The organism is Mesorhizobium silamurunense (assembly GCF_014843905.1).
Taxonomy (GTDB): Bacteria; Pseudomonadota; Alphaproteobacteria; order Rhizobiales; family Rhizobiaceae; genus Mesorhizobium; species Mesorhizobium silamurunense.
In genome coordinates, this window is record NZ_LPVS01000094.1 from 18,036 (window position 1) to 32,879 (window position 14,844).

The 14,844-nt window shown below is 63.4% G+C and carries 12 protein-coding genes; all 12 read right to left on the reverse strand.

What is annotated here, in order from left to right:
- Nucleotides 1–39: 39 nt before the first annotated feature.
- Complete coding sequence (locus AU465_RS28205) at nt 40–885, reverse strand: EamA family transporter (RefSeq protein WP_192255458.1); 846 nt, start codon at nt 883–885, stop codon at nt 40–42.
- A gap of 7 nt (nt 886–892) precedes the next feature.
- On the reverse strand, nt 893–1,810 hold the full coding sequence (locus AU465_RS28210) for an endonuclease/exonuclease/phosphatase family protein (protein WP_192255460.1): 918 nt from the start codon (nt 1,808–1,810) through the stop codon (nt 893–895).
- 245 nt (nt 1,811–2,055) lie between these two features.
- Nucleotides 2,056–3,606 carry a cation:proton antiporter gene (locus tag AU465_RS28215; RefSeq protein ID WP_192255462.1) on the reverse strand — a complete coding sequence of 517 codons (1,551 nt, stop codon included), beginning with the start codon at nt 3,604–3,606 and terminating at the stop codon, nt 2,056–2,058.
- Between the two features lie 399 nt (nt 3,607–4,005).
- Nucleotides 4,006–5,070 (reverse strand): ABC transporter ATP-binding protein, encoded by a 1,065-nt coding sequence (locus AU465_RS28220; protein ID WP_192255464.1) that lies wholly within the window; start codon nt 5,068–5,070, stop codon nt 4,006–4,008.
- Nucleotides 5,071–5,084: 14 nt separating this feature from the next.
- Nucleotides 5,085–5,876 (reverse strand): ABC transporter permease, encoded by a 792-nt coding sequence (locus AU465_RS28225; protein ID WP_192255466.1) that lies wholly within the window; start codon nt 5,874–5,876, stop codon nt 5,085–5,087.
- Nucleotides 5,873–6,787 (reverse strand): ABC transporter permease, encoded by a 915-nt coding sequence (locus AU465_RS28230; RefSeq protein WP_192255468.1) that lies wholly within the window; start codon nt 6,785–6,787, stop codon nt 5,873–5,875. The genes AU465_RS28225 and AU465_RS28230 overlap by 4 nt, the downstream gene beginning before the upstream one ends.
- 61 nt (nt 6,788–6,848) lie before the next feature.
- Nucleotides 6,849–7,955 (reverse strand): ABC transporter substrate-binding protein, encoded by a 1,107-nt coding sequence (locus AU465_RS28235; RefSeq protein WP_192255470.1) that lies wholly within the window; start codon nt 7,953–7,955, stop codon nt 6,849–6,851.
- 244 nt (nt 7,956–8,199) lie between these two features.
- A complete protein-coding gene (locus AU465_RS28240) occupies nt 8,200–9,372 on the reverse strand; it encodes an iron-containing alcohol dehydrogenase (protein WP_192255472.1) in 1,173 nt (390 codons plus the stop codon).
- An 18-nt stretch (nt 9,373–9,390) separates the two neighbouring features.
- The gene (locus AU465_RS28245) at nt 9,391–10,779 is read right to left on the reverse strand and encodes an aldehyde dehydrogenase family protein (protein WP_192255474.1); all 1,389 of its coding nucleotides are present in this window, start codon (nt 10,777–10,779) and stop codon (nt 9,391–9,393) included.
- Between the two features lie 156 nt (nt 10,780–10,935).
- A complete protein-coding gene (locus tag AU465_RS28250; protein WP_192255476.1) occupies nt 10,936–12,306 on the reverse strand; it encodes a glutamine synthetase family protein in 1,371 nt (456 codons plus the stop codon).
- An 87-nt stretch (nt 12,307–12,393) separates the two neighbouring features.
- Entirely contained in the window at nt 12,394–13,956 is a 1,563-nt protein-coding gene (locus AU465_RS28255; protein ID WP_192255478.1) for an amino acid permease, read from the reverse strand.
- A gap of 19 nt (nt 13,957–13,975) precedes the next feature.
- A complete protein-coding gene (locus tag AU465_RS28260) occupies nt 13,976–14,794 on the reverse strand; it encodes an N-formylglutamate amidohydrolase (RefSeq protein ID WP_192255480.1) in 819 nt (272 codons plus the stop codon).
- Between the last annotated feature and the right edge of the window lie 50 nt (nt 14,795–14,844).

The following is a 14,844-nucleotide window of genomic DNA, read 5'->3' on the forward strand; positions in this document are numbered from 1 at the left end:
ATTGCAGGAAAACCGCTCCACATTGTTCCTAGAATTGCTCTAACCCAGCCTGAGCGCCACGACGCCCGCGACGATGCCCAGCGCGGCCGCGGCGCGCCAGGCGGTCATCTTCTCGCCCAGTGCCAGCACCGAGATCAGCATGGCGAACAGGATCGAGGTCTCGCGAAGCGACGCAACCGAGGCGATCGGCGCCTTGGTCATCGCCCACATCACGATCCAGTAGGCGGCGCCGCTGAGCACCCCGGTGAAAAGCCCCGCCTTCCAGTCGCGCGCCAGCACGGGCAGCGACTGCGGCCCGCGAAAAGCGACGCACAGCACCAGCGCCCATGCCGCATCGCAAACGAATAGCCAGGCAGCGTAGCTGGTTGCGGTGGCGGCCAATCGCGCGCCGCTGCCGTCGGACAGCGTGTAGCTGGCGATGAAGATCGATGTGCCTAGCGCGAAGCCGACCGCGCGAAGATTGAACCGTTCGAGATGCACGCCGCCGCGAAATGACATCACCAGCGTGCCGGCTGACAGAAGCATGATGCCGAAAATGGCGAGCGGTGCCGGCACCTCTCCAACCAGGACGATGCCGCCGATTGCGGCGAGCAGCGGCGCCGTGCCGCGCGCCAGCGGATAGGTCTGGGCGAAATCGCCAGCCTTGTAGGCGCCGATCAAAAAAGTCCGGTAGCCCATATGGAAGATCACCGAGGCGATGATGTAGGGCCACACTTCGGCCTTCGGCGCTTCGACGAAGGGAAGCGCGAACAGCGCCGCAAACCCCATGCCGAGCGTCATCAGCGTGATCGACAGGAAGCGGTCGAGATGCACCTTGACCAGCGCGTTCCAGATGGCATGCATGGCGGCCGCCGACAGCACCGCGAGGAAGACGAGAAGCGTCATGCCCGCCTCACCTGCCCGCGAAGCCTGAGGCTATGCCCGGCGTTTCCAGGTCAATGTCGACCCTGAGCGGGAAATGGTCGGAAGCCACCTCGCCGATGTCGGCGCTCACCCAACGCACCCGTGCGGCCAGCATGCCGCCGACGAAGCAATGGTCGAGCCGTCGTTTCGCCAGCCTGCCGTCGATGATCTTCTCGTGCGTATGGAAGTCCGGCCCGGGCTCGCTGGCGACTGAAGCGGCATCGACAAATCCGTCGATATAGGCGGCGCCGCGATGATAAGGCGCGCTGCCCACGATGCGCCGGTACTCCGCGCTTCCCGGCTCCATGTTGAAATCGCCGAGCCAAATCGCCGCCAGCGGGTTTTCCGGTTCGGGCTCGCCGTTGCTCCAGTTGTGCTGCGGCTCGTCGTCGGCACCGCTCCACGGGCCGCCCTCGGATGGCGCGCGACGATGCTCTGCAAGCAGATAGTCGATCTGTTCCAGCCGCTCCTCGGCCGCGATATGCGCAAGATGCAGCGAGAAGACCCGCACCGGCCCCGCCGGCGTGCGGATCATGCATTCGAGCGCCGCGTTGCGGGTGTTGAGCGGCTTGAGCGTGCGCCGCAGCGGCAGCGCATGCAGCCGCGACCAGACGATCGGCAGCCTCGACAGCACCATCGTGCCGAACTGCCGCCGGCGGTTCACGACGCGGCCGTCGCGCTTTTCGCTGGCGTCCATGTCGAAGGCCGGGCCATAGACCCAGTAATAGTCGGGCAGCAGCTGCGACAGCATTTCCGGCTGGTCGTCCTCGTTGGTGCGCTGCCATTGGCGCTCCACCTCCTGCAGGGCGATGATGTCGGCGCCGTCGACAAGGCGCGCCGCGCGCGCGAGGTCATAGCGGCCGTCGCTGCCGAACCCATACTGGATGTTGTAGCTGACCAGCTTCATCGATTAACCGGCTGAATATCTCGCCACGCCAGTACCGCCTCGGCTATCTCGTTGCAATGGACCGCGGCGGCGCGCGGAATAGGCCAACTAGTCCCGCGCCGTCCGGCTGTGTTGAGATTCAGGTCAGGCCGAGCCGAAAATGGTGGCTTCCGAGAACCGGAGCGGAGCGTACTGTAAGTACGTGAGCACCGGAAGCGCAGGATGCCGCTATTTGCAGGCCGGCCTCACCTGAATATCAGCACAGCCTAGGTGGTGAGCGATTGAAACCGCCCGGCCGGAGACGCGGCCAGTTCCGACCAGTCGATTTCCTCCTCCAGGCGGTGATAGGCCTCGTCGCCGATCGTGCCGTTGCGGCGCAGTTCCTCCAGCGTGTCTCGCTGGCGGTTGATGGCATAGAGGCGCAGCCGATCGTATTCGGTCGCCGCCTGCGCGTCCTCCGGATTCTCGGCGACCAGACGCTGGGCCTCGTATTGCTCGCGCACGACCGCGGCCGCGGCCGACGTCTTGCGGCTCAACACATCGAGCGCGGCCTGCATGACGGCGACGCGCGCCTGCGCCACCTCGCGGTCGATCGTCGTGTCCCGTTCGAAATTGAGCAGGCGCAGCAGCGGCTTCAGGCTCATGCCCTGCAGCACCAGCGTGCCGAGCACGACAGCGAAGGCCGCGAGCACGATCGGATCACGGCCGGGGAAGCCGGCCGGCAAGGCAACGGCCGCGACTAGCGTCACCAGCCCGCGCATGCCGCACCAGCCGACGAGCACGGCGCCGCGAAAGGTCGGCGCGTCCCGCCTTTGCTCTTCGCTGTCGAAGCGGGCGAGCCGTCGCATGATCGCAACATAACCCAACACCCAGACGAGACGCGCCACGATGACGACGGCCAGCACCGTCGCGGCGAAGAGAAATGCATTGCCATGCCCTTCGCCGGAGAGCCGGCCGACGATCGACCGTGCCTGCAGGCCCATCAGCACGAAAGCCAGCACGTTGAGCACGAACACCGCCGACTCCCAGACCGAATAGGTGCTGACGCGGCGCCTCGCCGACATGCGGCGCGGCGCGGTGCGCGCGATGGTGATGGCATAGACGACGATGGTGATGATGGCGGAAAGCCCGATCCTGTCGGCGATGATCCAGACGGCGAAGGTTCCGGCGAACTGCACCACCGTGCTGCTTGCGGCATCCTCGATGCGTGTGAGCGTCAGCAGCGAGATGCGGCCGAACAGATAGCCGGCGGCAACGCTGCCAATCGTCGACAAAAGAACCACGGGCACCGCGTCCTTCAGCATGACCGAGCCGATGGCGGCCGAAACCGCGATCCGGTAGATCAGCAGCGCCGTGGCGTCGTTGAGCAGGCTCTCGCCCTGCAGGATGGCGGTCAAGCGATGCGGCACCTTGAACTGGCCGAGCACGGCGCTCGCCGCCACCGCGTCCGGCGGCGCGACGATGGCGCCGAGCGCGATCGCCGCCGCGATCGGCAGGCCGGCCATCTTCCAGCCGACGAAGGCGACGACCACGGTGGTGAAGGCGACGGCGCCCAGCGCCAGCAGCGCCAGCGACAGCCGGTAGCGCTTCAGGTCGCGCAACGAGGTGTCATAGGCGGCATCGAGAAGCACCGGCGCAATGAACAGCGCCAGCGCCAGTTCCGGATCGATCTCGATCGTTGGAGCGCCAGGCAGAAAGGCAATCCCGGCGCCCGCCAGCGCCAGCAGCGAGGGATACGGAACCTCCAGCCAGCGCGACACTGCTGTCAGCGCGACGGCGATCAGAAGCAGGACAAGGGTGAGCTCGAAAAGCGCCATGGTTCATCGTAGCGGCGAAGCAAGGTTGTTGGCAGTACCTTGAGACAAGATGCTGTTAATTGTCGGCGCCTTGGCCTGCCTGGAAAGAGCGTAGGCGAACAGCTTCGACTGGGGATTTCAAAGCTACCGCTCAGGTCGGTGCCGCCCCTCATTGCCCTGCCGGGCATTTCTCCTCGTATAGTGACGGGGCGAAAGACGCCGTCACCGATGGTTTCGCCAATTGTCGCCGTTGCAGAATGAGGCGCCGGCGGTCGGCCCCCTTCTCCCCGTCACTATGCGGGGAGAAGGTGCCGGCAGGCGGAAGAGGGGCGGCGCCGACGTTTGATCGGCATCGAAGGGTCGACAACCGGGATTCACCGTTCAGCGCACCGGAGATCGCTGTGAAACGATGCTCGCTTCCTAGTGCAGGACCAACATATCGCCTGACGAGAACGAGATATCCGCCTTCTCGCCGACGGCGGGCGGCGGCGTCGCGGAGTTGTTGAAGGTGTCGAGCGACACCGTGTTGCCGCCGATGCCGACGCGTACCCGGATCACCGAGCCGAGGAAATGCACCTCGGCGATCTCGCCCGACAGGCTGGTGTCGTGGCCGGGCTGGCGCGCCAGCGAGATCGCTTCGGGCCTGAGCGCCAGCGACAGCGTGTCGCCGGACTTCGAGCCGTTGAGCTTGCCCTTGAGCGAAACTTCCTGGGCGTTGACCTGCACCTTGCCCGAGGCGGGGTCGGTGACCTTGCCCTCCAGCACGTTGAGCGTGCCGACGAAATTGGCGACGAACTTCGTCGCCGGCCGGTTGTAGATCTCGAACGGCGTGCCGACCTGCTCAGCCTTGCCGCCATACATCACCGCGATCCGGTCGGAGATCGACAGCGCCTCTTCCTGGTCGTGCGTGACGAAGATGGTGGTGATGCCGAGCTTCTTCTGTATCGAACGGATTTCCTCGCGCAGCGACACGCGCACTTTGGCATCGAGCGCCGACAGCGGCTCGTCGAGCAGCAAAAGCTTCGGCTTCGGCGCGATCGCGCGCGCCAGCGCGATACGCTGCTGCTGGCCGCCGGAGAGCTGGTAGGGGTAGCGATCGGCCATCTGCGGCAGCTTGATGATGTCGAGCATCTCCGCGACGCGGGAATCGATGGCCGCCTTGGCCATGCCCGCCACCTTCAGCCCGAACCCGATATTCTGCGCCACCGTCAGGTTGGGAAACAGCGCATACGCCTGGAACACCATGCCGACATTGCGCTGGTTCGGCTTCAGCCTGGTGATATCCTTGCCGCCGACGACGATCTTGCCGGCCGAGGGCTCCTCGAAGCCGGCCACCATGCGCAGCACCGTCGTCTTGCCGCAGCCGGACGGGCCGAGGAAGGAGACGAATTCGCCCGGCGCGACATCGAGGTTGAAATCCTCAACCACGGTGGTGGCTCCGAAGGACTTTCGCACATGCTGGATGGAGAGGAACGGCTCGGCCATGGCTTTTCTTTCGCTCAGTTCGGTCGGTTCGCCGATTTCGGCGCGAAGCGGGATAGGATCTGGATCAGGGACATGCAGCCCCAGGTAATGGCGAAGGCGATAATGGCCAGCGCCGCCGGCTCATAGGCACGGTTGGCGCCGATATTCTGCAGATACGGACCGAACGCCGGCCGGTTGAGCAGGCTGGCCATGGTGAACTCGCCGATGACGATAGCGAAGGTGAGGAAGGCGCCCGACAGCACCGCGATGAGAACATTGGGCAGGATGACGCGGGTGATGATCGTGGACCAGCCGGCACCCAGGATCTGCGCCGCTTCCGTCAGCGTCCGCACGTCGATGGTGCGAAGACCTGTATCCACTGCGCGATACATATAGGGCAGCGACAGCGTCGCGTAGCCGATCACCAGCAGAGCGTTGGTGGCCGTATCGTTTGCCAGGAACGGCAGCGGCGAATTCGACCCATACATCCTGATATAGCCGAAGACGATGACGATCGCCGGTATGACCAGCGGCAGCAGCGTGATGAACTCGACAAGCGGCCTGATTTGCGGCAGCCGCAGCCGAATCCAATAGGCCGCCGGCACCACCACCAGCACACCGAGGATGATGGTGAAAATTGCGGCAACCACCGAATACATGAAGGTCGCCTGGAAGCGCGGGTCTCCAAGCACGATCTGATAGGCGTCGAACGAATAGGCGCCGCGACGCATGCGCATGGAAAATTCCACTGTCGCGATCAGCGGGATGAAGAAATAGGCCGCGCCGAGGATGAAGACGACCCAGGCCCAGAATCTCCCGGTCTTCATTTCAGCCACCTCTCCGAGCGTGTTCGGAACCAGATGTAAAAGACATTGGCCAGGCCGGTGATAACGATCATGCCGAAGGCGATCGCATAGCCGAGATGGGCGTTGTGCAGCACGTCGCCGCGAATCTGCGCATAGAGCAGGATCGGCACGATGTTGAGCGAGGAGCCGGTCAGCGCATAGGCGGTGGCAATCGCCCCGAAGGCGTTGGCGAACAGGAGGATAACTGTGCCGAGAAAGCTCGGCCAAATCACCGGGATGACGACCATTCGCCAGTATTGCGCCGTGGTGGCGCCAAGCGTCGCGGCGGCCTCGCCCCATTCCTTCTTTAGCCCGTCGATCGCCGGCACGATGATGACCACCATCAACGGGATCTGGAAATAAACATAGGTCAGCGTGAGGCCCCAGAACGACAGGATGTTGAAGCCATGCGCGTAGATGTTGAGGCCAAACAGGGTGTTCAGGATCACCGTAGCGAGACCGAGTCGGCCAAGCGTGGCGAGGAAAGCAAAGGCCAGAGGGACGCCGGCAAAATTGGAGGCTACCCCGGAAAAAGTCAGCGTCGCCGAACGTATCCAATTGGGTAGGCCGCCACGCACGATCGCGATGGCGATGGCGAGGCCGGCAAATGCTCCGATGAGCGCCGATGCCAGGCTGACCTTGATCGAGATCCAGTAGGCGGCAACGATATTTGGCTCCGACAGAGCGATGAGATTTTCCAGCGTGAACTCACCAGCCTCGTTCTGGAACGCGCCCAGCATCAGGTAGAGCGTGGGCAGGATAAGAAACATGACTGCGAAGATGAAGAAGGGTGCAACGCCGATCCATTGCGTCGGCAGCCGCAACGCGCGCGCTTCGCTGGGCGGCGCGGTCTTTCCCGCAATGGCCTGGTTGGGGAACGAGACATCGGTCATGCGCCGGCTACCGTCCGTGAGAAGAGCCGGGCGGCCAGAGCCGCCCGGCCGTATCCTTCTGCTACTTCACGTTGGCGCCGACAGTGGCGTCCCAGTTCTTGGTGATCGCTTCCTTGGCCTTGCCCTGCTCATCGAGGGTCGGGAACACGGCCGATGCATAGGCTTCGGCCGGCGGCAGCTTGGCCATCACGTCGGCCGGGAGCTTGCCGTTCTTGGCGAGGTCGTTGAAGCGGATCGGATGGCAGTAACCCTTCAGCCAGCCGATCTGACCCTCGTCGGAGTAGAGATACTCGAGCCAGAGCTTGGCGGCATTCGGATGCGGCGCATAAGCGCTGATCGCCTGCACATAGACGCCGGCGACGACGCCGGTCTTCGGCACGACGACGTCGACCGGCGGGTTGCCCTTCAGCGTGTCGCGGCCAGCAAGCGCGTTGTAGTCCCAGGTGACCAGGATCGGGGTCTGACCTTGGGCCAGCGTGGCCGGCTTGCCGATGACCGGCACGAAATTGCCAGCGGCATTGAGCTTCTTGAAGAAGTCGAGACCTGCCGTGCCGGCTGCTTCACCAGCAGCGGCGCCACCGGACAGACCGGCGGCGTAGACCGCCTGGATCGCCTGGTTCGAGGCGCGCGGATCACCGGCGAGGGCGACGGTGTTGGCATAATCCGACTTCAAAAGGTCGGCCCAGTCGGCCGGCGCTTCCTTCACAAGATCCTTGTTCACCAGGAAGGACAGCACGCCGTAATAGTCGCCGGTCCAAAAACCATCGGCATCCTTAGCGCTGTCCGGGATCGAATCCCACGTCGATACTTTGTAAGCCTGGATCAGGCCGTCTTTCTTTGCGGTCGGGCCGAAGGAGAGGCCGACGTCGATCACGTCGGGCGCTTGCGGGCCCTTGTTGTCCTTGTTGGCCTTGATGGCCTCGACCTCATCGCCGGAGCCGGCATCGGGGTTGAGTTCGTTGATGGTGATGTCCGGATACTTAGCCTTGAAGGCGTCGATCACTGCCCCATAGCCGCACCAGTCATGCGGCAGCGCGATGACAGTCAGCTGGCCTTCGGCCTTCGCGGCCTTGGCGAGATCGTCCAGCGAATCCGCGGACGAAATCACCGTCGACGCGAAGAGCGCCGCGGCCGAGAGGGAAAGCACTTTCCCCGTGAACTTGAACATGTGTTCTCTCCGTTGAACTGGCGTCGTGGACGCCTGCGATGCGGGTATCGTTTTCGTGTGACAGCCAGATGAAGGCTTTTTGAAACCGGAGCCCCGCGGCACAAAAAGTTAACTCTTTTTAACGGACTGTAGCAATTAGCCCGCAGTTAATTTTCCGGCTAATGGTTAGTTGCCTTGCTTTTTGCCCCCTCTCCTTTTCATTGGGTGTCGTCTTCTTCAACTTTTCGGCATCCGAAGCCGGCTCTCATACGGAGCCGGCGATGGCGTCTTCCAGCAGCGTCAGCGCCGCCTTCTTGGTGAGCTTGACCGGGTTGCCGCCGGCGGTCGGATCGACCACCGCCATATCGGCGATCAGCGCCTTGCGCTTCTTGTCCATGTCGAGGCCCTTGATCAGGCCGGGCAGCGCGTGCGGCACCTTGAGTTCCTTGCGCAGCTTGACGATTGCCTTGGCGAAACCATCGAAGCCGCCCTTGATGCCGCAATAGGCGGCGAGCCGGGCGATGCGGTCCTCGATCGCCTCGCGGTTGAAGGCGAGCACATAGGGCATGAATACCGCATTGGTCATGCCGTGATGGGTGTCGTAGAGCGCGCCGATCGGATGCGACAGCGAGTGGATGGCCCCCAGCCCCTTCTGGAAGGCGGCGGCACCCATGGCGGCGGCGCTCATCATATGGGCGCGGGCAACCAGATCCTTGCCGTTGGCGAAGGCCTTGGGCAGGTTCTCGAACACCAGCCTGATGCCTTCCACCGCGATGCCGTCGGCCATCGGGTGATAGCCCGGCGCGCAATAGGCTTCGAGGCAGTGGGCGAGCGCATCCATGCCGGTGCCGGCAGTGATGAAGGGCGGCATGCCGGCCGACAGCTCCGGATCGGCAATGACGATCGCCGGCAGAAGCTTCGGGTGGAAGATGACCTTCTTGGTGTGGGTCGCCTCGTTGGTGATGACGCCGGCGCGGCCGACCTCGGACCCGGTGCCGGCCGTGGTCGGCACCGCGATGATCGGCGCGATCGCGTCCGAATTGGCTCTGGTCCACCAGTCGCCGATGTCCTCGAAATCCCATACGGGCCGAGTCTGCCCGGCCTGAAAGGCGATCAGCTTGCCGAGGTCGAGCGCCGAGCCGCCGCCGAAGGCGATGACGCCGTCATGCTTGCCCTTCTTGAACACCGCGATGCCGGCGGTGAGGTTGGACTCGACCGGGTTCGGCTTCACCTCGGAAAACACGCCATAGGGCACTTGTGCCGCGTCTAGGATTTTTAGCGTCGATGCGACGACCGGAAGCTTTGCCAGGCCCGGATCAGTGACGAACAGCGGGCGCTTGATGCCGGCGGCCGCCAGCGCGTCCGGCAGTTCCTTGATGCGGCCGGCGCCGAAACGGACGGTGGTGGGGTAGTTCCATTTGGAGATGAGCTTGGACATTTTCTGTCTTTCGAAAAATCAGATCGCTTCACGCAGGTGGTATGATTTCGGCCGGGTCAAATTGTCGTAGCCGATGGCCGAGAGCGCGGCGCCCTTGCCGGTGTCCTTGACGCCGGTCCAGACCAGCGCCGGGTCGAGGTAGTCGCAGCGGTTCATGAACACGGTGCCGGTCTCGACGCGGTCGCCGATCGCCACCGCGCGCTCGGTGTCGCGCGTCCAGATCGAGGCCGTCAGCCCATAGGGGCTGTCGTTCATCAGCGCGATCGCCTCTTCATCGTTGCGCACCTTCATGATGCCGACGATCGGTCCAAAACTTTCCTCGCGCATGACGCTCATCTGGTGGTCGACCTCGGTCAGCACTTCGGGCGCCAGATAGGGCGAGCCGGGCCGATCGTTCTCGACCTTCATGTCGATGTGCGCCCTGGCGCCCTTGCGCAGCGCCTCGGCCTTCTGCTCGCGGATCAGGTCGGCAAAGCGCGCCTGCGCCATCGGCCCCATGGTGGTCGCGTGCTCCAGCGGGTTGCCGACGACGTAGTTCTTGGTCTCGGCGACGAAACCCTCGACGAACTCGTCATAGACCTTCTCGTGCACATAGACGCGCTCGATGCCGCAGCAGCACTGGCCGGAATTGTAGAAGGCGCCGTCGACAAGATTGGCGACCGCGTGGTCCATCTTGGCGTCGGGCAGCACATAGGCCGGGTCCTTGCCGCCGAGCTCGAGGCCGAGCGTCATGAAGCTGCCTGCCGCCGCCTTCTCGATGGCACGGCCGCCAGCCACCGAGCCGGTGAAGTTGACATGGTCGATCTTGCCCGAGCCAAGCAGCTTCTCGGTCTGGGTGTGGTTCATGACCAGGTTCTGGAACAGGCCCTTGGGGAGACCTGCCTTGTCAAAAGCCTGTTGGAAGCGCTCGCCGACCAGCAGCGTCTGCGCGGCGTGCTTGAGGATGACGGCGCTTCCGGCCATCAGCGCCGGCACGATGGTGTTGACCGCGGTGAGATAGGGATAGTTCCAGGGAGCGATCACCAGGACGACGCCGAGCGGCACCTTCTTCACATAGCGGCGAAAGCCCTCCTTCGGATTGGAGGCCATGACCGGCTTCAGCGCGGCTTCAGCGATCTCGACCATGTAGCTGGTGCGTTCCTTGACGCCGCCGAACTCGCCGCCATAGCGCACCGGCCGACCCATCTGCCAGGCGATCTCGGGCACGATCTCATCGGTCATGGCGACCAGTGCTTCCAGCATCGCCAGCATGTATTTGCCGCGCTCGACGATGGGCGTTTCGGCCCATTTTTCCTGCGCCGCCTTGGCGCGCTCCACCGCCGCGTTGATCGCCTGGTCCGTCGCGACCGGCCGCTCGGCATAGATCGAGCCGTCGATGGGTGATTTGAGTTTGACCGTTTCGGTCATTTCTTCCTCGCAGTTTTACAACAATCGAAAATCATGTGGCCTTGGCTTCACGCTTCGCCCCTTCTTCCGCCCATCGCAGAGAAGAAAGAAAGTCCGGCCCCGGCGCTCCAGTCCCAGAGAGAGTAAAGGGCAGCGTCGGCGCCTTGGCGCTGGTACCTAGTACCGCTCAAACCCCCGGTGCAGTTCCCAATCCGTGATGCGGCGGTCGTACTCGAACTGCTCCCAGTGAGCCGTGTGCACATAGTGCTCGATGACGTCCTCACCGAAAGCCTGCTTCAGCATTTTCGACTTCGACAGCGTCTCGGTGGCGTCGCGCAGCGTCTTCGGGATCTCCGGCAGCTGCGACGCTTGATAAGCATCACCGAAGAAAGGCTTTTGCAGTTCCAACTTCTCGTCGATGCCGGCAAGGCCGGCGGCGATGAGCGCGGCGAAGGCGAGATACGGGTTCAAGTCGGCGCCGCCGATGCGGCACTCCATGCGGATGCCCTTGGTGCCTTCGCCGCAGAGCCGGAAGCCGGCGGTGCGGTTGTCCTCGCTCCACATGATCTTGGTCGGTGCGAAGGTGCCGGCCTGGAAGCGCTTGTAGGAGTTGATGTAGGGCGCCAGGAACCAGGTGAACTCCTTGGCGTATTTGAGCTGGCCGGCCGCCCATTGCTGGCCGAGGGTCGACAGCGTCCATTCGGCGTTTTTGTCGAAGAAAAGCGGCGTCTTGCCGTCGGCGCTCCACAGCGAATTGTGGATGTGGCTGGAGTTGCCGGCGAGCCCGTAATTGTACTTGGCCATGAAGGAGATCGCCTTGCCTTCGGAATCGGCGATCTCCTTGGCGCCGTTCTTCAGGATGACGTGGCGGTCGGCCATCTCGAGCGCTTCGGCATAGCGCACGTTGATCTCTTCCTGGCCGGGCCCCCACTCGCCCTTGGAATTCTCGATCGGAATGCCGGCGGCCTCCATCTCGTTGCGAAGCCGGCGCATGACGCCTTCTTCCTTGGTGGTGATGCCGATCTGGTAGTCGCCGATATAGGGCGAGGCCGAGTCGAGGCCCTGCCAGTGCTTCTTGCGGGCGGAATCGTAGGTTTCGCTGAACAGGTAGAATTCGAGTTCGGAAGCGAAATAGCCGATATAGCCGCGCTCGCTCAGCCGCTTGACCTGCCTCTTCAGGATCGCGCGCGGAGAATGCGCCAGGTCCTCATGGTCGTGGTGGTCGAGCACGTCGCAGATGACCAGCGCCGTCTTTTCGAGCCAGGGGATGCGCCGCAGCGTCGATAGGTCGGGCTTCATGACGAAGTCGCCATAGCCCTTCGACCAGCTCGCAGCCTTGTAGCCGGGGACCGGCTCCATATCGATGTCGGCCGCCAGCAGATAGTTGCAGCCATGCGTCTCGTCATGCGCCGAATCGACGAAATACTGGGCCAGGAAGCGCTTTCCCGCGAGCCGGCCCTGCATGTCGACGATGCAGGCCAGCACCGTGTCGATCTCACCGTTCGAGACCGCTTGCTTCAACTGTTCGAAAGAGAAATTCCCGGCCATTCCTTTGGCACTCCAGTGCTGGTCGATTGAAGGGTGGAAACGAAACCATGGCCGGCGCGGCGCCGGCCATGGCATTGAAGGGAGGTCTCAGTTGCCGGTTTCGCCCACCGCCTGTTCGGCCGCCTTGATCGCCGCCTGGCGCTTGGCGATCTCATCGCCGATCGGCGGACCCTGGAAGCGGCGGTTCTCGAAGCCGTACCAAAGCACCGCGGTCAGCAGGATGAAGCCGATGGTGATATAGAGCACCTTATCGTTCGGCGGCTGGATGGCGATGTAGAAGATGATCGCCATGCCTATGACTGACAGGATGCAAACCAGCTTGAACAGCCCGGCACCGAGATTCCATGGGCCCGGGCTCGGCCATTTTGCCGTTCCGAAAGCCATCATGCCGAGCACGATCGGGATGATGAAGGAGAGGAACAGGAAGACCAGCGTCGAGTTGACGACGATGGTGTAGATGTTCGTGCCACCAATCGAGATGAACTGGGCAAGAAAGACATAGATGATCTCGAGGACAGCAGCCGTCCAGATCGCGTGGACGGGCGTGCGCCAGGTCGGGCTGACCTTGGCAAGCGAGGCCGAGCCAACCGGCATGCCGCCGTCGCGCGAGAAGGCGAAAAGCATGCGCGACGCCGAGGTCACGGTGGCGAGGCCGCAGAGGAACTGCGAAATCAGGATGGCAAGGTAGAGCAGTTCCTTGAGCCAGACCGGCAGGATCGCGTCCATGGTCGAGAAGAAGACGCTCCAACCCTGCTTGGCACCTGCCGCGAGGTCCGGAATGGCCAGCACGATCGCGCAGACCATAGCCCAGCCGATAAGCGACGACCAGAGCACCGACGAAATGATCGCCCGCGGAACGGAATGCGCGGCCTTCAGCGTTTCTTCCGATGTATGCGCCGACGCGTCATAGCCGGTAATGGTGTAGACCGGCAGCAGCAGGCAGAGCAGGAACAGGTAGGTCATGGAATCCGACTGCGGGAAAACCCCGCCGCCTGCGTCGCCCGAATAATTGGTGAACGTCCACAGCCTGGTGATGTCGATTGCCGGAGCGAAAACCAGGCAAGCCACGATCAACACCGCCGTCGCGCCAAGGATCAGGAAGCCGGAAGCGTCGGTCAGCATGGCGGTGAGCTTGATGCCGAAATGATTGCAGAGCGCCTGGATCACCGTGATGACGGCGACAAATCCGACGATCTCTCCCGGTGTGCCGGTGATGCCGAACCAACTGCCGAACGTTCCGACGAAGAAGAATGCGGTGCCGATGTTGATGGCGCCCAGCACGGTGATCAGGCCAAGCAGGTTGAGCCATGCAGTCAGCCAGCCGGTGAATCGGTTGCCGAGGATCGACGCCCAATGATAAAGGCCGCCCGCTGTCGGGAATGCCGAGGCGATCTGCGCCATGGCGAGGGCGAAGAATCCGGATACGGCGCAACCGACGATCCAGCCGATGCCGGCGCCGGCGCCGCCGATCGAAGATATCGCCTGGGCGAAAGAGTTGATGCCGCCCGAAAGGATGCAGATGATCGAGAAGGAGATCGCGAAGTTCGAGAAGCGGCTCATGCTTCGCGACAATTCCTGGGCATAGCCCATTCCGTGGAGAACCTTTAGGTCCTCGTGCTTGTCGACTTCTGTGTAGTCTTGCGCTGACATGTTAGTCCCCTGTTGATTCTTAGCTGGCCGATTGAATTGACTTTCCCATTGCGCGTTGTCGGGAACCCCTGGCCTCCTCGGGCTCCAGATTCGAAAATATGCCTGTGAGCAGATCCGCCCATTTCCGCTGCCCGGTCTCGCCGGAGATTTCGTCGTTGCGGATTTCGATCATCGCGCAGGCAAGGCCGCGCGAGCGCGCATGCCGTTCCAGCGTGAAGTAGACGCGGTCGGCCGGCGAATAAGGCTCGTTGACGCCGACGGTGACGCCGGCAAGCCGCTGCAATGCCGATATCAGCGGCGCCGCCAGCCTGCGGTCGTCGTCATGGATGATGCCGATATGCCAGGGTCGGCTCCTGCCCCTGTAGACCGGCGTAAAGGAGTGCACCGACACCAGCCGCGTCTCCTGGCCACGCGCCAGCCGCTGTTCGATGATCTCGGCGATGGTGTCATGGAATGGACGCCAGGCCAGGTCGACGCGCGCCGCGCGCTGTTTGTCGGAAAGACCCGTATTGCCCGGGATGGCCGTCGTCTCGCTGACCGGCGGCACGAGGTCCGGCGCGTCGAGCGGCCGGTTGCAGTCGATCACCAGGCGCGAGACCCGGGTCTCGACCAGCGTGGCATCGAGCGCATCGGCCATGCGGCTGGCGACGGGCAACGCGCCCGGATCCCAGGCGATGTGGCGGGACAGATCCTCGATGGGCAGGCCCAGCGTGCCGAATTCGGCTGGCAGGAAGTTCGAGGCGTGGTCGCAGGTGAGGACGAAGGGGCTCGAGCCGCCGGGGTTGGTCACCCTTACGGTCTCCGACGGTGCAAGGCTGGCCGGCCGTGCTTTCTCCATACTGCCGTCCCCTGGGGAGCGCTGTATCGTATGTTACGTATTTTGCCTCA